Annotated in this window: 14 protein-coding genes and 1 pseudogene; 3 read left to right on the forward strand and 12 right to left on the reverse strand. The window is 73.2% G+C overall.

Features of this window, described 5'->3' with window-relative positions:
* Nucleotides 1–128: 128 nt before the first annotated feature.
* Both O7633_RS00740 and O7633_RS00745 read right to left on the reverse strand, forming a co-directional pair.
* Nucleotides 129–3,392, reverse strand: coding sequence for an NACHT domain-containing protein (locus tag O7633_RS00740; RefSeq protein WP_282325357.1), 3,264 nt, complete (start codon nucleotides 3,390–3,392; stop codon nucleotides 129–131).
* Between the two features lie 111 nt (nucleotides 3,393–3,503).
* Nucleotides 3,504–3,647, reverse strand: a complete 144-nt coding sequence (locus O7633_RS00745; protein WP_282325359.1) for a hypothetical protein — start codon at nucleotides 3,645–3,647, stop codon at nucleotides 3,504–3,506.
* Here O7633_RS00745 and O7633_RS00750 point away from each other — a divergent pair.
* From O7633_RS00750 to O7633_RS00760, 3 genes and pseudogenes are all read left to right on the forward strand, one after another.
* The gene (locus O7633_RS00750) at nucleotides 3,639–4,757 is read left to right on the forward strand and encodes a PIN domain-containing protein (protein WP_278134577.1); all 1,119 of its coding nucleotides are present in this window, start codon (nucleotides 3,639–3,641) and stop codon (nucleotides 4,755–4,757) included. The genes O7633_RS00745 and O7633_RS00750 overlap by 9 nt on opposite strands.
* A gap of 140 nt (nucleotides 4,758–4,897) precedes the next feature.
* Nucleotides 4,898–5,254: a hypothetical protein gene (locus O7633_RS00755; RefSeq protein ID WP_141724012.1), complete on the forward strand. Its 357-nt coding sequence runs from the start codon at nucleotides 4,898–4,900 to the stop codon at nucleotides 5,252–5,254.
* A gap of 175 nt (nucleotides 5,255–5,429) precedes the next feature.
* A pseudogene (locus O7633_RS00760) lies at nucleotides 5,430–5,825 on the forward strand (hypothetical protein); the annotation flags it as partial.
* Between the two features lie 598 nt (nucleotides 5,826–6,423).
* Here the strand turns inward: O7633_RS00760 and cysN are convergent.
* The 10 genes from cysN to O7633_RS00810 all read right to left on the reverse strand — a co-directional run bounded on the left by cysN (nucleotide 6,424) and on the right by O7633_RS00810 (nucleotide 16,888).
* Nucleotides 6,424–7,719 carry a sulfate adenylyltransferase subunit CysN gene (cysN, locus tag O7633_RS00765; RefSeq protein WP_282325364.1) on the reverse strand — a complete coding sequence of 432 codons (1,296 nt, stop codon included), beginning with the start codon at nucleotides 7,717–7,719 and terminating at the stop codon, nucleotides 6,424–6,426.
* The gene (gene cysD, locus O7633_RS00770) at nucleotides 7,719–8,633 is read right to left on the reverse strand and encodes a sulfate adenylyltransferase subunit CysD (protein WP_282325365.1); all 915 of its coding nucleotides are present in this window, start codon (nucleotides 8,631–8,633) and stop codon (nucleotides 7,719–7,721) included. Before cysD ends, cysN begins: the two co-directional genes overlap by 1 nt.
* Nucleotides 8,630–9,514 (reverse strand): 3'(2'),5'-bisphosphate nucleotidase CysQ, encoded by an 885-nt coding sequence (locus tag O7633_RS00775; RefSeq protein ID WP_278134584.1) that lies wholly within the window; start codon nucleotides 9,512–9,514, stop codon nucleotides 8,630–8,632. Before O7633_RS00775 ends, cysD begins: the two co-directional genes overlap by 4 nt.
* A gap of 40 nt (nucleotides 9,515–9,554) precedes the next feature.
* Nucleotides 9,555–10,379, reverse strand: a complete 825-nt coding sequence (locus tag O7633_RS00780) for an ABC transporter permease (protein WP_074479079.1) — start codon at nucleotides 10,377–10,379, stop codon at nucleotides 9,555–9,557.
* Nucleotides 10,376–11,554, reverse strand: a complete 1,179-nt coding sequence (locus tag O7633_RS00785; RefSeq protein WP_282325367.1) for an ABC transporter ATP-binding protein — start codon at nucleotides 11,552–11,554, stop codon at nucleotides 10,376–10,378. The genes O7633_RS00780 and O7633_RS00785 overlap by 4 nt, the downstream gene beginning before the upstream one ends.
* Nucleotides 11,555–11,636: 82 nt before the next feature.
* Complete coding sequence (locus O7633_RS00790) at nucleotides 11,637–12,707, reverse strand: PHB depolymerase family esterase (RefSeq protein WP_282325369.1); 1,071 nt, start codon at nucleotides 12,705–12,707, stop codon at nucleotides 11,637–11,639.
* Nucleotides 12,708–12,825: 118 nt separating this feature from the next.
* Complete coding sequence (locus tag O7633_RS00795; RefSeq protein WP_282325370.1) at nucleotides 12,826–14,595, reverse strand: hypothetical protein; 1,770 nt, start codon at nucleotides 14,593–14,595, stop codon at nucleotides 12,826–12,828.
* Nucleotides 14,596–14,766: 171 nt separating this feature from the next.
* Entirely contained in the window at nucleotides 14,767–15,729 is a 963-nt protein-coding gene (locus tag O7633_RS00800) for a sulfotransferase (protein WP_074479083.1), read from the reverse strand.
* Nucleotides 15,730–15,755: 26 nt separating this feature from the next.
* Nucleotides 15,756–16,580 carry an alpha/beta hydrolase gene (locus O7633_RS00805; RefSeq protein ID WP_282328706.1) on the reverse strand — a complete coding sequence of 275 codons (825 nt, stop codon included), beginning with the start codon at nucleotides 16,578–16,580 and terminating at the stop codon, nucleotides 15,756–15,758.
* Between the two features lie 2 nt (nucleotides 16,581–16,582).
* Nucleotides 16,583–16,888: a phosphopantetheine-binding protein gene (locus O7633_RS00810; protein WP_282325372.1), complete on the reverse strand. Its 306-nt coding sequence runs from the start codon at nucleotides 16,886–16,888 to the stop codon at nucleotides 16,583–16,585.
* Nucleotides 16,889–16,945: the final 57 nt, after the last annotated feature.

Genomic DNA, 16,945 nt, shown 5'->3' on the forward strand with positions numbered 1-16,945 from the left:
GTGGGTCCGGTCGGGGGCGCCGTGGCCGTCGGGGCCGCCGCGCTGTTCGTCGGCGTCGGCACCGCGGCGACCACCAGACTCGGCGGAGCCCTGCTGCGGTCGGGCGGGCGACCGCCCGCCGGTCCCGGTCACTTCCGCCACGCCGGTGCCATCCGCTCGGACATCTCCCGCCAGAAGGCCCGCAGGTCGGATCGGTTGACCGCCTGCCACCCCGCCCGCGCCTGCGGGCGCAGCCAGTGCCCGACCAGGTCGACCTGCCGGGCGCAGAAGACCTCGTCCATCTGGTACGGCAATTCGTCGCCCTTGGGCGGCAGCGGGCAGAGCCGGAACGGGCAGTCGTCGATGCAGGTGGATCCGGGGTGGACGTCGTGGGCCTGCCGGCGGCTCAGGGTCACCCGCAGGGCGCTGCGGTCGATGGTGAGACACGGCGGCAGATCCTGGCGGCACGCCCGGCTGATCCGGGCGGCCCGCTCCACGTCGTCGGCCCCCCGGTCGGCGAGGTTGAGCAGCAGCATCACGTCGGCGAGCAGACGCTGGGCGCGGGGGGCCAGGACCCCCCAGCCGAGCGAGGGTGGCAGCCAGGAGTCCTGGAGCCGGCGGATCTCCGGTTGCGGGCTGACCGAACCCACCCGGCTGACGATCTCCCGTTCGTCGACCCAGCAGTGCCGCTCCGGGTGCCGGTCGACCAGCGCCTCGACGCAGAGGGCGGCGGCCTCCTCGACCAGCGGATGGGTCGTCCCGCTGCCGGGCGACGGGGCGTCGTCGCCGCCCCCGGCGATGGCCAGCCAGTAGTCCATCAGCCCTCGCGGATCCGAGCCGTGTCCGCGTTCGCGGAGCGTCTCGGCGGGGTCGCGGGGGAGGGCGAGCAGAGTGAGCGCCTGGAGCAGGACGAGCTGGGGATACCAGAAGCGCGTGTGCCGCAACGCCCGCTCCGCCTCCTCCAGCAGCACGTTGCGGTGCGCAGGGTACAGTCGGCAATTGGCCGCCAGGCGGAATCCCTGGGCCAGGGTGATCTCGTAGAGACGCGCGGTGTCCGACCGGTCGGTCGCCAGGCGGTCGACCCACCGCCGCAGGTTGTCCCGGGCCACGCTCCGGCACCGGGGCTCCGCTGCGGCCAGGAAGATCGCGGGTGCCAGCCAGGTGCGCAGCTGCCGCAGGCGTGCCGAGCGCTGGGCATCGCCGCCGGCGTGGTCCGGCCCGCTGTCGAGTAGGTGGTCGAGGGCCCGCAGGGCCGCATCGCCGCCGATGGCCAACTGGCGCGCGGCGGCCAGCCTCGGCAGGTACGACGTCTCGTCGCCCATCATCAGGAAGAGCCGCCAGTACTGCGGGGCAGGGGCGCGCCGGCACCGCGACGCCGACTGGGGACCGTGCCGCAACAGCCGGGCGGCGTCGCCGAACCTGTGCACCAGGGCGATCTTCGCGTCCTCCAGGGGACGGTCGGTGACGGAGCCGTCGCCCTGGTAGCGCGGCCACGCTTCGTGGACGGCCCGGGCGATGGCGAGGTGGTTCCGGTGTCCGGCCGCCGCGTCGATCTCCAGGGCGGCGGCGAACATCTCCACGGCCTTGGTGCGGTTGCTGGTGGCCACGGCCTCGTCGAGCAGCCGGCGGGCCAGCGCGGTGGACCGGATGCGGGTGGCTCGTGTGTCGCGGGCGTCCTGGTCCGGCTCGACCGGGCGGCGGGCGAGGTCGCCCAAGCGGCCCTGGAGCCGGGGCAGCAGGCGTCGGGCACGCCCGTCGCTGCGTTCGAACCTGCCGTCGCTCTGGGCGTAGAGCGTGAGGGCGGCCAGCAGTTCCCTGGCCGGGCCGTCGTCGTGGTCGAAGGCGCGGTCGAGAAACCCGTCGTCGCGCAGCGCGGCGGTGAGGTAGCGCGCGCCGAGGTACGCCTGGACCACGCCGTGCACGAAACGCACGCCGTCCTGGTGCTTGACCACGAGGTTGAGCTCACCGCCGGTCGTCTCGGCGAGCCCGACGTCCTGTGGGTTTCCGGCGTCGAGCTTGCGCAGCCGGTGGTGCAGCTCCTGCCTGATCCACCGGTGGCCCGTGTCCGCTCCGTCCGGGTCGCCGAACAGCTCGGCCGTCCGGACCCGCAGCCGGTTGTTGCCCAGCCCGATGCAGGCGAGAGCGGAGATCACCTCGATCGCGTCGGCGCGCTCGGTCTGCGGGACGCCGTAGTCCTCGTAGAGGTCCCCGGCGACCAGCGCGTCGCACCACTGCTCCAGCAGCCTCCAACGCGCGGCTGACCGGCCCCGGTCGCACGACTCGACCCGGTCGAGCCGGTCAACCTCGTGCAGCTGGCTGATGATCCGCAGGTAGAACGGCGAGTCGGCGACGTCGGCCTCGCGTACCAGGGCGGTGACCCGGTCCCACCGGTCCTCCGGACCGGGCTGCCGCCGCTGGGCCCGCACGTACTCCAGGGCGGCGCCCTCGGCGAGCGGCTCCAACTGGAGCACCAGCGCATCCAGCCCGCGCAGCGGGTCGTCCGGGCGGGACGAGACCACCAATGGGAGCCGCTCCTCGCCCGCGGTGCGGATGGCCTGCCGGAGCACGCTGTCGCGGTCGTAGGGCTGCTGCGCGTCGGCCAACACCTCCTCCAGGCCGTCGGCGATGACCACGACCCGGTTCTCGGCCCAGAGCTGCCGCCACACCTTGTCGGCCTCCCCCTCGGCGTGGAGCTGGGTATCGATGGTGCGCTGGAACCGGTTGCGGGCGAGCCGGTGGAAGTCGAGGTCCTCCGGCGTGTCGACCCCGCGCAGGTCGACGCCGATCGGCACGATCCGGGTGTCGATGAGCAGCTCCGCTAGGCGGACGAGGGTGGCCGTCTTGCCCGTGCCGATGCCGCCGACCAGCACCAACGGGCGTCGGGTGCGTCGGTCGCGCAGCCGCTGGATGATCAGGTCGCACAGCTCGTCGCGCCCCACGATGCGGACGCTGCTGATGTCGTGTGCGGCAGTGGGCACGACGAGCTGGCGGTTGCGCAGGGCGCTGGCGTGATACCAATGTCGGACCCAGAAGTAGCGGACCACCAGGAAGATCGCCAACCCCAGGGCGATGACCAGGGGACCCTTGACGAAGTCCTGCACCTGGCCGCAGTAGTATGCCCGCGGATGGTCTCCACCGCACCACTGGGACAGCCGCAACAGGTATGGCTCCCGGTCGAGGACCAGCAGCGTCAGCGAGTAGGCCGTCCAGGCCAGCAGCAGCGCCGCGCCGAGCTGGATCGTCCAGCGTAGCCGGCGGTGGTAGCGCCACCCGATCCGGTGGTCGGCACGCTGGTCCGCGCGCCGGCGGACGACCCGCTCGGCGCGGCGTTCCCGCCGGGTGCGCCACCGTCGGCGGCGCTGCTGCCACCACAGCTCGGCCGCCCAGAACGGGCCACGTGCCGGTCGCCGCATCCACACCCCCGTGGTCGGCCGCCGTGAAGGCGAGCAGCTCTCGCCGTCCAGGGTAGTGCGGGATCGGCTGGCCAGGGCCCGTTTCCGCTGGTCGTGTTGCTGCCGACCACATCAGCGCTGGTCGACCGCCGCCAGGATCGCCTGCGTCGGCCCCGTCGGCTTCGTCGTGCCGCCGCCGACCGGGGCGGGGCCGCCGTCCGGCGCGTGTGCCGCGGGTGGGCCGGTGCCGGGCGTACGCTGGCCTGCGTGGATCACGAAGACCGCATCGCCCTGTTCCTCGACTACGAGAACCTCGCGCTGGGAGCGCGCGAGCACCTCGGCGGCATGGTCTTCGACCTGCGTCCCCTCGCCGACGCCCTCGCCGAGCGGGGGCGGGTGGTGGTGCGCCGGGCGTACGCCGACTGGTCCTACTTCGACGAGGACCGGCGGATGCTCACCCGCTCCCACGTGGAGCTGATCGAGATGCCGCAGCGCATGGGCGCCTCGCGCAAGAACGCGGCCGACATCAAGATGGCCGTCGACGCCGTGGAGCTGGCCTTCGAGCGGGCGTACGTCTCGACGTTCGTGATCTGCACCGGCGACAGCGACTTCACGCCGCTGGTGCACAAGCTGCGGGAGCTCAACAAGCGGGTCATCGGCGTGGGCGTGGAGAAGTCCACCTCGGCGCTGCTGCCGCCGGCCTGCGACGAGTTCCTCTACTACGACCGCCTCGAGGGCGTCGACGTCCCGCCGGCGCGCGCCCGGCGCGGCCGTCCGGCCCGGCTGCCCAGCCCGGAGGCCGGGCAGGTCGAGCAGGCCGGGCAGGTCGAGGCGGCGGAGGCGGGGGAGGCGGCGGAGCCCGAGGCGCAGCCGGTGGGCGCGGAGCCGGCCCGCGACGTCGACACGCTCAGCGTGCTGGTGGCGCAGACCGTCGCCGGTCTCCAGGGCAGCTCCAGCGGGGAGGTCACCGCCTCGACGCTCAAGCGCACCCTGCTGCGCAAGGACCCGACGTTCAGCGAGTCCGACTACGGCTTCCGCACCTTCGGCGAGCTGTTGCGCCACCTCGCCGGGCGGACGGTGATCGAGCTGGCCGAGGGGCCGGCGAAGGGCGACCCGGAGGTGTCCCTGCCCGAGCACGGCGACCGGGAGGTGGCCTTCGGGCTGCTCCGGTCCGTGGTCGCCGACCTGGCCGGCGGCGGGGGCGACGTCGCCCTGTCCGGGCTGAAGAACCAGCTGCGCCGGGCGCGCCCCGACTTCAGCGAGAAGAAGCTCGGCTACCGCAGCTTCCTCCAGTTCTGCAAGGCGGCCGCCACCAGCGGGGTCGTCGACCTGCGGTGGAGCGCCGACGCCGACGACTACCTGCTGACCGTGCCGGCGGCCTCCTGACCGCGCTCCGGCGGCCCCACCACCGTGGACGGTCGGGATCGGACGGTCCGTTGTGGCGTCCGGCTACCGTGGGCAGTGGCGTCGCCACCCACCCGCGGGGCGGTGCCGGTGGCGGTTCCCTCGATCGCTAGGGTTGGGACGTGTCTCTATGGATGGCCGCGATGTGGGGAATGGTCGGCAGCGCCGTCGCGGAGGCACTGAACCTCTCCGCCATGATGCGCCCGACCAGCGAGTCCGGGGGCCGGTGGCAGTGGCCGTGGCGCGACCGGCGGGACCGGCCGATCGTCGTCTTCGCCGTCCTGTTGCGGGCGGCGGCCGGCACCGGCCTGGCCGCCGCGGCCGGCGCGGGTGGCCTGGCCGACACCGCGTTCGCCAGCTTCACCTTCGGGGTGGCCGCGCCACTGGTGATCGCCAAGATGTTCGACCAGGTCCGGGTGGAGCCGCCGGCCGAGCCGCCCGCCGACACACCGGACGGTGAGCACGATGACGGCGCGTGACACCCGGTGGCAGCGGTGGGTCGCCGCGCTGGCCGCCCGCCCGACGACGACCACGACCGCCGCGCCGGTTCCCGGGCGCACCCGGCTGGCCGCCGCGCTGGCCGCGCGGCCGGTCGTCGGCCCGCGCCGCCCGCCGCCGCCCGTGTTCGACGGCGGGGACGCCGAGGGCGGCAAGCTCACCGAGCGGGTGAAGGGGATCCTGGCCGCGGTCCTCGGCGTGACCGCCGACCAGCTCCGGGTCGACGCCGACGGCGACGTGGGCATCCGCGCCGGTTCCGCCATGATCTTCGTACGGGTCCAGGACGACCCGCCCCTGGTGGACGTCTTCTCGCCGCTGCTCACCGGCGTCGAGCCGACCCAGACGCTCTACCAGCGCCTCTCCGACCTGACCAACGGGCTGGTCGTCGGCCGGGTCTACTGCACCGGCGGCACGGTGTGGGCCTCCATCCCCGTCTTCGGGCAGGACTTCGTCCCCACCCACCTGCTGCTGGCCGTACGCGGGATGATCGCCCTGGCCGACGACCTCGACGACCGGCTGCGCCTGGAGTTCGGCGGCAGCCGGTTCTTCGGGTCGGAGGCGATCGGGGGGCTGACCCCGGTGCCCGACCCGACCGGCTACCTGCGTGACCTCGCCGACTCGGGCGCCTCGGGGGCGCGGGGCGCGGGCAGCGTCCTCGTCGACCTGCTGGCCGACCGGGGGCACACCGACGAGCTGCGGCTGCGCGCCGACCACGGCGACGGGCACGCCGCCGCCCGGTTGGCGGCCCTGCTGGCCGAGCGGGGGGAGGCGGAGGACGCCGAACGCTACTGGCGCGTCGCCGCCGACCTCGGTGATCCCGGGGCGCACGTCGAGCTGGCCGCCCTGCTGGCCGCCGGTGGCCGCCCGGACGAGGCGATCGACCTGCTGCGGCGCGCCGTCGAGCAGGGCGACCGCCGGTCCCTGCCGCTGCTGATCACGCTGCTGACCGAGCACGGGCAGCTCGACGAGGGCATCGACCTGCTGCGCCGCTGGGCGGCCGGGGCCTACCCGCCCGGGGCCTGACGGCGGCGGTGCGCCCGGCGGTCCCGGCCGCGTTCCCGGCGCTGCCGGTGGCCGGCCCACCGGTCCCGGCGGCTGCACGAGGAACGGGGGCCGGCGACCGCCGACCCCCGTTCCGCCGTGGGTGCTGTCAGTCCCGCTGCACGACCATGCCCGCGCCCACCGTGCGGTTGGTGGCCTCGTCGATGATCACGAAGCCGCCGGTGGTGCGGTTGCGGTGGTAGTCGTCGACGAGCAGCGGAACGGTGGTGCGGATGCGGATCCGGCCGATCTCGTTGAGCTTGAGTTCGGTGGCGGTTTCGTCGCGGTGCAGGGAGTTGATGTCGAGGCGGTAGTGCAGGCCCCGCACGATCGCCCGCGCGGAGCGGGTGGTGTGCTTGATGGCGTAGCGGCCGCCGACGGTCAGCGGGCGGGTCTCGTCCATCCAGCAGACCATCGCCTCGATGTCCTGCGCGACGGTCGGGGCGTTGTGGGGGCGGCAGATCATGTCCCCGCGGGAGATGTCGATCTCGTCTTCCAGCCGGACGGTGACCGACATCGGGGGGAACGCCTCCTCGACCGGCCCGTCGGCGGTCTCCACCGCGGCGATGCGGGAGGTGAACCCCGACGGCAGGACCATCACCTCGTCACCGGCCTTCAACACCCCCGAGGCGACCTGACCGGCATAGCCCCGGTAGTCCGTCACCGTGGTGGACTGCGGCCGGATCACGTACTGCACCGGGAACCGGACGTCCTGCAGGTTGCGGTCCGAGGCGATGTGCACCCGCTCCAGATGGTGCAGCAACGACGGACCCTCGTACCACGGCATGTCCTCCGACCGGGACACGATGTTGTCCCCCTGCAGCGCCGACACCGGCACCACCGTCAGGTCCGGCACGTCCAGCTTCGCCGCGAACGCCGTGAACTCGTCCGCGATCGCCTCGAACACCTCCCGGTCGAAGTCGACCAGGTCCATCTTGTTCACACACAACACCAGATGCGGCACCCGCAACAACGAACACAGGAACGCGTGCCGCCGCGACTGCTCCACCAGGCCCTTACGCGCGTCCACCAGGATCAACGCCAGGTCCGCCGTCGACGCCCCCGTCACCATGTTCCGCGTGTACTGAATATGACCCGGCGTGTCCGCGATGATGAACTTCCGCCGCGGCGTCGCGAAATAGCGGTACGCCACATCGATCGTGATGCCCTGCTCCCGCTCCGCCCGCAACCCGTCGGTCAACAACGCCAGGTTCGTGTACTCGTCCCCCCGCGCCGCCGACACCGCCTCCACCGCCGCCAACTGATCGGTGAACAACGACTTCGTGTCGTACAACAACCGGCCGATCAACGTCGACTTACCGTCGTCCACACTCCCGGCCGTGGCGAACCGCAACAGGTCCATCGGCCGCGCCTCCACCTCGACCGGCGCCATGTCGATGCTCATCAGAAGTAGCCCTCCCGCTTACGGTCCTCCATGGCGGCCTCACTGACCCGGTCGTCGCCCCGCGTCGCACCCCGCTCGGTGACCCGCGTCGCGGCCACCTCCTCGATCACCGCCGCCACCGTCGCGGCATCCGAACGCACCGCCGCCGTGCACGAGGCGTCACCCACCGTCCGGTACCGCACCACCTCCACGAACCGCGTCTCACCCGCCCGCGGGGTGAAGAACTCGTTCACCGCGTACAACATCCCGTCGCGCTCGACGACCTCACGCTCGTGCGCGAAATAGATCGACGGCAACGGGATCCGCTCCCTGGCGATGTAGTGCCACACATCCAACTCGGTCCAGTTCGACAACGGGAACACCCGGATCGACTCACCCGGATGATGCCGACCGTTGTACAACGACCACAACTCCGGCCGCTGGTTCTTCGGATCCCACTGCCCGAACTCGTCCCTGAACGAGAACACCCGCTCCTTCGCCCGCGCCTTCTCCTCATCCCGCCGCGCCCCACCGAACAGGGCGTCGAACCGGTGCTTCTCCACCGCGTCCAACAACACCGGCGTCTGGATCCGGTTACGCATCCCGTCCCCGGACTCCCGCACCAACCCCCGCGCCAACGCCTCCGGCACCGACGCCACGATCAACTGCAACCCCAACTCCGCCACCCGACGATCCCGATACTCCAGGACCTCGGGAAAGTTGTGCCCCGTATCCACATGCATCACCGGAAACGGCACACTCGCCGGCGCAAACGCCTTCTGCGCCAACCGCAACATCACGATCGAATCCTTACCACCCGAGAAGAGCAGCACCGGCCGCTCCATCTCCGCAACCACCTCACGCATCACGAAGATGCTCTCCGCCTCCAACTCGTCGAGCTGGGAGACCTGGTACGCAGCCGATCCGCTGCTCATCGCGTGTCCTTTCCGGTCGAGGGGACGCCTCCGGTCGAGGGGACGCCGGAGCCGCCGGGGGCCGCCGCGCCGGAGAGCTGCCGCGCGAGGGCGGCGAGCAGCGGCGCGGCGAGCTCCTGACGGCACACCAGCAGGTCGGGAAGGCGCGGGTCGGCCTGGTTGTAGGCCAGTGGGGAGCCGTCGACGCGCGACGCGTGGAAGCCGGCGGCGGTGGCCACGGCCACCGGGGCGGCCGAGTCCCACTCGTACTGGCCGCCCGCGTGGACGTACGCGTCGACCTCACCCGTCACCACAGCGGCGATCTTCGCCCCCGCCGAGCCCATCGGCACCAGCTCGGCGCCGATCTCGGCGGCCAGGTCCGCCAGAAAGGCCGGGGGACGGCTGCGGCTGGCCGCCAGCCGCAGCGGCGCGGCGGCGTCGGCGGAGGGGGCCGGCGGCGTCGGCGGCGCGTCGGTGGCCAGCACCCGCCCCTGGGCGGGCAGGCCCACGGCCCCCGCCACCAGGCGGTGCGGCGTCGACGCGCCGCGCGCCCACAGCGCCACGTGCACCGCCCAGTCCGAACGGCCCTCCTCGGAGAACTCCCGGGTCCCGTCCAACGGGTCGATGATCCACACCCGGTCGGCGGTGAGCCGGCCGCCGGCGTCGACGTGTCCGACCGCGCGGGAGTCCTTGTCCTCCTCGGACAGGACCGCGTCGTCCGGTCGGTGGGACGCCAGCTCGGCGAGCAGGAGGTCGTGGGAGGCCCGGTCGCCGGCCGCCTTCAACGCGGCCGGGTCACCGTGGCCGTGCGCGGAGCGTACCCGCAGCAGCAGCTCGCCGGCGTGGGCCGCGAGCCGGCGGGCGAGCGCCGCGTCGGATTCCGGAGGGGTCAGGGTCGGCATGGCAGCTCCTCGCAGGGGCCGGTGGGTAACGCCCGGGCGGTCACTGGACCGCCCGTCGACTGAAGCAACGGACGCTGAGCCAGGTCAGCGCCACGGCCACCCCGGTGAGCACGCTCAGGCACACCCACGCCGGGATGTGCGGCACCTCGGGCAGCAGCGCCCCGCGCACCCCCTCCGAGACGTACGTCATCGGGTTGAGCGCGGTGACCACCTGGTACCAGGGCAGCGACAGCCTCGGCCAGGGGTAGTGGATGCACCCGGTCCAGATGATCGGGGTGAGGATCACCGAGAAGGTGACGTTGATCCGCTGCACCGGCAGGGTGGTGGCCAGGCTCATCCCGATGGCCCCGCCGATCCACGCACCGAGCAGCGCCACCACGAACGCCAGGGGCAGCCCCTCCGGACGCCACGGCGCGGAGCCGACCACCAGCGCGCCGAGCGGATAGATCAGCAGGGCCGCGATCAGCCCGCGGACGGTGGCGATGACCAGCTTGCCGATCGCGACGAGGCTGGTCGGCAGCGGGGCCATCAGCCGGTCCTCGATCTCCATGGTGAAGCCGAACTCCTTCACCAGAGGCAGGGCCACGCTCTGCAACGCGGTGGTGAGGGCGGCCAGCGCGATGATGCCGGGCAGGAAGAGATCGGCGAAGTTGCGCCCGACGATGCCCTGCCCGCCGAGGATGGTGTCGAACACGAAGAGCATGAACAGCGGGGTCAGCCCGACCTGCACCAGGATGACCCACAGCTCCCGGCCGGTGACCATGAGGTCGCGGCGCAGCACGGCGGCGAACACCCGGCCGGCGCCGGGCCGCGGGCGTGGGGTGACCGCCGGTCGCAGCGGGGTTGGCGTGTCTACAGCGGTCACCGTGGTTCCCTTCCGGTCAGTTCGATGAAGACGTCCTCCAGGCTCGGCTCCCCGATGTCGATGGCGTTGAGCGCCGCCGACCGCGCGGTGAGCACGGTGACCGCCGCGCCGAGCAGCGCGGCGGGGTCGGTGGCCAGGTGCAGGCGCACGCGCAGCCGGCCGCGCCCGGCCGGGCCCCCGCCGTTGCGGCCCGCCGCGCCGCCGCGCCCGAGCAGGCCCGCGCCGGCCAGGGCGGCCAGGCCGCCGCCACCGGGCCGCGCCCCGCCGCCGGCCCGCGTGGCCAGGGCCGCCAGCGCCGCGCCGCCGCCGGCCCCGCCGGGCAGCCCCGCGCCGCCCCGCAGACCGGCCGGCACGGTGGGCGACGCGAGCCGTTCCGCCTTGCGTACGCCGTCCAGCTCGCCCAGCGCGGCGCACAGCGCCTCCGGGTCGTCGCCGGGGGCCGGGGTGAGCGTGAGGTCGAGCAGCGCGTCGCCGGCCAGGCCCCGGACCAGGTTGTCCGGGGTGTCGCAGGTGAGCAGCCTGCCGTGGTCGACGATGCCGACCCGGTCGACGGTCCGGGCGGCCTCGTTCATCGCGTGGGTGGTGAGCACGATCGCGACGCCGCGCTCGCGCAGCTGGCGGATCTGGCCCCAGATCAGCAGCCGGGTCTGCGGGTCGAGGGCGTTGGTCGGCTCGTCGAGGAAGAGCACCATCGGGTCGTGGGTGAGCGCCCGGGCGATCATCAGCCGCTGGGCCATCCCGCCGGAGTACGCCTCGATGCGCCGGTCGGCCCGCTCGGTGAGGCCGAAGCGTTCCAGCAGCTCCCCGGCCCGGCTCTCGGCCTCCCGCCGGGGCAGCCCGTGGTAGGTCGCGTGGTAGACCAGGTTCTGCCGGGGGGTCAGGGCGCGGTCCAGGTTGTTGTGCTGGGGCACCACGGCCAGTTGGGCGCGGGCGGCCGCGGGGTCGCGCCCGACGTCGACGCCGCCGACCAGCACCCGGCCGCCGGTGGCCCGCAGCCGGGTGGTGAGGATGCCGACGGTGGTGGACTTGCCGGCGCCGTTGGGCCCGAACAGTCCGAAGATCTCGCCCGGCGCGACGGTGAACGACAGCCCGTCCACGGCGTTGGTGTCGCTGCGCGGGTAGCGCTTGACGAGGTCGGCGACCTCGACCACGGCCGGCCCGTCTCTGCTGGGCATCTGCTCTCCTGTCTGGGGGTGCGGGGTGCCGCCGTCCGCCGCCGGCACGAGGGGTGCCGGCGGCGGACGGCGCGGGGCGGCGTCAGCCGCCGGCGGGCTTGGGGTGGGCGCTGAAGAACTGCCAGATGGTCTCGGTGGCGTTCAGCGCGGTGGAGGGCGGGTCGAGGTTGAGCAGCCGCTGCGCGCGCGGCGGGTTCGGCTTGCCGCCGGGCCACTGGTGGCCGGCGTCGGTGATGGTGATCAGCTCGACGGCGCGCCCCTCGGGGCAGGTGGCGGCGGTGCGGACGACCGGGCCGTCGGTGGTGTCCTTCGGCTCGCCGCAGTCGTCGACGGCGCGCCACCGGGCGGCCAGCTCGGGGGCGGACGGGCCGTCGATCTTCACCGGGTTGCGGCCGGTGCCGCCGTTGTCGCGTCGGCCGGGGCCGCCGCCGTAGGGCATGGTCTTGTCGAGCTTGCCCTGGATGTGCAGCACCGACACCGGCTTGGGGTCGTCGCACTGCCCGGTGAGCGTGGTCGCCACCGCGCCGACGGCGGCGAAGACCGTGGTGTCGCAGACCAGCCGGAACGCCAGCAGCCCGCCGTTGGAGATCCCGGAGACGTACGTGCGGGCCGGGTCGACCGGGACCGTCTCGCCGACGGTGCGGACCAGCTCCGTGATGAACTTGACGTCGTCGACGCCCTCGCGGGCCGGCGCGCCGCAGCACTCGCGCCCGACCGCCCAGGCGCGGTTGATGCCGTCGGGGAAGACGGCCACGAAGCCGTTGCGGTCGGCCTCCTCCGTCCAGCCGTACGCCTCCTCGGCCTGTTCGCCGGTGCCGGCCGCGCCGTGCAGCATGACCACGAGCGGGACCGGCTCGGTCAGCTTCGCCGAGGCGGGCCGGTACAGCCGGTAGGTGCGTTCGCGCCCGTCGACGGTCAGGGTGCGCTGGGACGAGCCGACGGGCACGTCCGCCGTCGACGCGCCGTCGGAGGCCCGGTCGGTCCCCGGCCCGCCGTCACCGATCCCGCCGCCGCGGGTGCAGCCGGCGAGCAGGGTCAGCCCGACGAGGAGCGCGAGCGCCCCGGCGAGTCGGGTGGCGGCGGGGGAGGGCGACGGTCGGTGCGACCGACCGCCGGGCATCCCGGCGGCGGGGCGAAAAACGGAAAAAGTCATCATATGAACACTTTCGCCCGCGAATGTTCGAGGAATGTCAGGAACGGGCCAGGGTTCGGCAAGGGCTGCCGGCCGCCGGCCCGGCGCAGGAGGGGACGCCGGGCCGGCGGCACGGGGATCAGCAGCCGGCCTTGAGCTTGATCAGCTCCCAGCCGCCCTCGGGCACGTCGTCGTTCGGGTCGGTCCGCAGGTTCATCGGGTTCGCCATGCCCAGGTAGAGGTTGGGGCCGTCGACGACCATGTTGCGCACCCCGTAGTTGAGGTAGTTGCCCACCCCGGTGTCGCTGATCGTCGTCGCCCCCTTGCGGGTCGAGGAGAACGCGTACAGGTCGCCGCCGTACACCGCCTCGGGGATCTCGGCGGTGGCCCGCATTCCGGGCGGCGCTGCCGCCGCGGCCGGCGCCTTGGCCAGCACGTCACCCATCTGCGGCGACAGGCCGAGCTGGGCGGCGGTCTGCTGGCCGAACTCCTTGGCCAGGTAGCTCCAGTCCATGGTGCCGACGTAGAGCTTCCCGGCGGCCACCGCCATCTTCCAGGTGTAGTTGTTGTACGGGTTGCCGAAGCCGGCGGCGCCGTACTTCGGGGTGTAGTTGGTCGACTTCGTGGTCCACGCCCCGACCCCGTTGTTGGCCTCCGGGTCGAACGCGGGCAGCTCGGTCGCGCCGTAGAGCAGGTCCACCTTCTGCTTCGAGGAGCCGAAGCCCTTGCCTCGGTAGATGCTGATCGCCCGCTGGGTGTTCTGGGCCGTCGCGGTGATCCCGGCCTCGTCGACCGGCGGGTAGATGCTCAGGTGCAGGCTGGTGGCCTTCATCGGCACGTGCATGGTGCCCCAGTAGAGGTAGCCGCCGTAGGAGGCCAGGCCGCCGAGACCGTAGGTGTAGGCGACCACCGGGTCGGGCTCGTAGCTGGCCACGTTCCACACCTGCTGCCAGGCGGCGTCGTCGGACGGGGTGAGCCCCGGCTCGCCGTCGGAGAGCTTCGGGCTCATCCACACCGAGGCGATGCTCGCCGGCGGCTCCGTCGGCTCCGCCGCCTCCGTCGCCTCCTCACCGAACTCCTCGGTCGCCCCCGGCCAGGTGGTGACGAAGATCCGGCCCTCGTGGACGGTCAGGTCGGCGGCCTGCGCCGGCAGGGTCGCCACCTGGACGAAGTTGAACGGGTCGGTCTTGCTGCCCATCCAGCGCAGCACGTGGCCGCGGTTGCCGCCGTTGTTGCCCACGCCCACGCCGGCGTAGAGCGCGCCGTCGGCGACGGTGAAGTGCCGGATGTTGCCGTACGCGGTGAAGTTGTGCGAGCCCAGGAAGGCCCCGGTGTCGGTGTCGAAGGCGAAGAGGTTGATGCTCTCGCCCAGCGCCGGGCCGCCCAGCAGGGCCACGCCGCCGTAGTTGCCGGCGGCCCGGATGCCGACGGTGTTCTGCAACCGGGTCGCGTCGTCGGGCGAGGCGGCCTTCACCAGGTCGGTCTTCTCGGTGAGCTGGTTCGACCTGGTGTCGTAGGTGTAGAGCCGCGGGATGCGGTGGTCGCCCAGCTTGACCGGCAACTGGGGGTTGCGCTTGGCGATCTGGCTCTCGCCGTACTCGCAGACCCAGTCGGCGTTCTGCGTCGGCACGGTGTTCTCCAGCGTCCGGCCGCTGGTCAGGCAGTTGACGTTCGCTCCGGTGCCGAAGAACAGCGTCCGGCCGGCGCGGGTCATCCCCCACAGGTACGCCTGGTTGACCTTCGCCTGCCCCGTCTCACAGGGCGGACCCGCCGGGTACGGCTGCCCGATCCCCGCGAAGCACTCGTCCGGCGGGGCCTTGGCGAGGACCTGCGTGGCCGGCGGCTGGCCGCCGGCCGCCCCGGCGGCGTCGAGCGGCGCGCCGAGCGCCGCCGCGGGGACCGCCAGCACGGGCCCGAGCCCGAGCACGGCAACGGCGGCTAACAGCCGCCGAGTGGAGATCCGGAGTGGATTCACCAACTGCCTCTCTTTCCAGCAAAAAGGGTGGGACACCGGCGGCCGGGCCCGGTGGTCCGGGCCCCGGCGCGCAGGAGAATTGGGTGCGGTGTGGGGTGGGGCGGTTCAGACGGCGGCGGGCGCGGGCTTGCGGGCCGGGGCGACGACCCGCCCGGCGACCTGCTCCGCCCACTTCCCGGCCTCGGGGAACTCCAGGTACTCGCCGAGCTGCGTCAGCTCGCCGACCGGGTCGGCGACCAGGTCCTCGTAGCGCATCCGCAGCAGGTGCTCCGGCGGCACGTCGGACAGCGCCTGATCGGCCTGGCTGGTCATGAACGCGCACAGCCCGAGATAGCGGCGCATGTCCTCGCCGCGCTCGCGCAGCGCCTCGGCGGTCAGCCGGTGCGGCAGGAACGGCTGGAGGTCCGCCGGCACGTCGTCGGCGTCGGTGACCCGGAACGGGTCCAGGCCGCAGCGGCCCAGGAACTCCACCCGGAGCTGGATGAGCTGGAACGACGAGTGCCGGCTCATCGACTTCGCCGTGTCCTCACGGTTCCGGGTCAGGTAGACGATCTTGCAGTCCGGGAAGCCCTTGAGCAGGTGCGGGGCCAGGTGGCTGGAGCCGCCGGAGCGCTCCACCCAGCGCTTCTTGCCGGTGAGGGTGGCCACCAGGTCCAGGAAGTCGCTGTGGTGCCGGGCGACCGACTGGGTGCCGAAGCTCGGCACCCGCTCGGCGAGCTGGTCGAACAGGGCGTCCGGGTCGTCGGTGAGCTTCGACAGGGTGATCGCCAGGATCCGGGGCAGCTCGGTCATCCGGCCGGCCCAGCGGCCCGTGGCCGGGTAGCGGACCTCCTTGGGCGGCAGCCCGATCCGGAACAGCGTGGCCAGCTCCGGCTTGGGGCTGGCCAGCACCGCCCAGTACTCCGCCCCGGTGATCACCTCGGCGCTGCGCGCCCACGGCGTCACCGACATGAAGAACTCCTGGGCCGACAGCGTGTCGGGCTCCTCGTGGATCAGGTCGGACAGCAGCGTCGAGCCGCAGCGTCCGTTGCTGATGATGATCGACCGACCCGTGATCGGGGTGTCCATCGGGATTCCTCCTGGAAGTCGCGCTGTCATGTGGTGACGGGTGGGGCCACGTCGAGCCCGCACTCCTCGCCCAGCCAGGCGAGGACGTGCCGGCGCACCGAGTCGGGCCGGTCGATCAGGACGGAGTGCTTCTGGTCGGGCAGGACGACGACCCGGGTCTGCGGCAGCAGCCCTTGTACGGCCGGGGCCAGCTCGCCCACCGCCGAGTCGCCGCCGTAGAGGCACAGCACCGGGCAGGCGATCGCCGCGAGCGCGTCGCGCGCCGGCAGCCGGCTCGCCGGCAGCTCCGCCGTCATGGTGGTCTCGGCGAGCATCCGGCCGGTGTCGGCGGCCCGACGGGCGGCGATGCGCCCCCGGGCCGCGCCGATCTCGGCCAGCGCCCCCTCGCGGGGCAGCCGGGCGGCGACCCGCTCCAGCCGCATCCGCACCCGGCCCATCCACTCCGGCGTCGGCGGGGACGACTCCACGGCCACGATGCCGGCCACCCGGTCCGGGTGGCGCGCGGCGTAGCCGAAGGCGATCGTCCCGCCGAAGGAGTTGCCGAACAGCAGCAGCGGGCCCGTGACGTCCAGCTCGACCAGCAGCGCCGCCAGGTCGTCGACGAAGTCGTCGAGGGCGTACCCGGTGGCCGGGCGGTCGCTGCGGCCGTGGCCGCGCAGGTCGTACAGGACGGTCGGGAAGCCGGCCCGGGTCAGCGGCTCGGCCATGGTGAAGTACCAGCTCGCCATGGTGTCCGAGGCCATGCCGTGGATCAGCACCGCCGTCGGCGTCGGCCCGGTCCCGCCCGCCGGGGCCGCACCGGCGGGATCGAGCCGCTGCACGTGCAGCTCGATCCCGTTCGCCCGTACCATCGTCACCGGCTGCCCGCCGTGACCCCGTCGCCCTCCAGGGAGGTGGCGATGTGGTCGACGAGCTGACCGACCCGCAGCTCGCCCACCGTCTCCAGGTCGAGCTTCGCCACGAAGTGGGCGAAGTTGACGGTGTCGCCGTAGCGGGCCTGGAGCCGGCCGGCGAGCGAGACGACGTCGATGCTCTCCATGCCCAGGTCGTCGCGGAACGTGGTGTCCATGGTGATGACCTGGTCGGTCGCGAAGTCGCCCAGTACGGCGTTGATCATCTCGGTGAGGTCGGCGAGGATGCTGTCCTGGGCCGCGGCCATGATGGTTGCTCCTTCTGTTGTTCCGGTGGGGTGGCCTGCTGTCGGGGTGGGCCGGCC

The sequence above is a fragment of the Micromonospora sp. WMMD712 genome, assembly GCF_029581295.1.
GTDB lineage: Bacteria > Actinomycetota > Actinomycetes > Mycobacteriales > Micromonosporaceae > Micromonospora > Micromonospora carbonacea.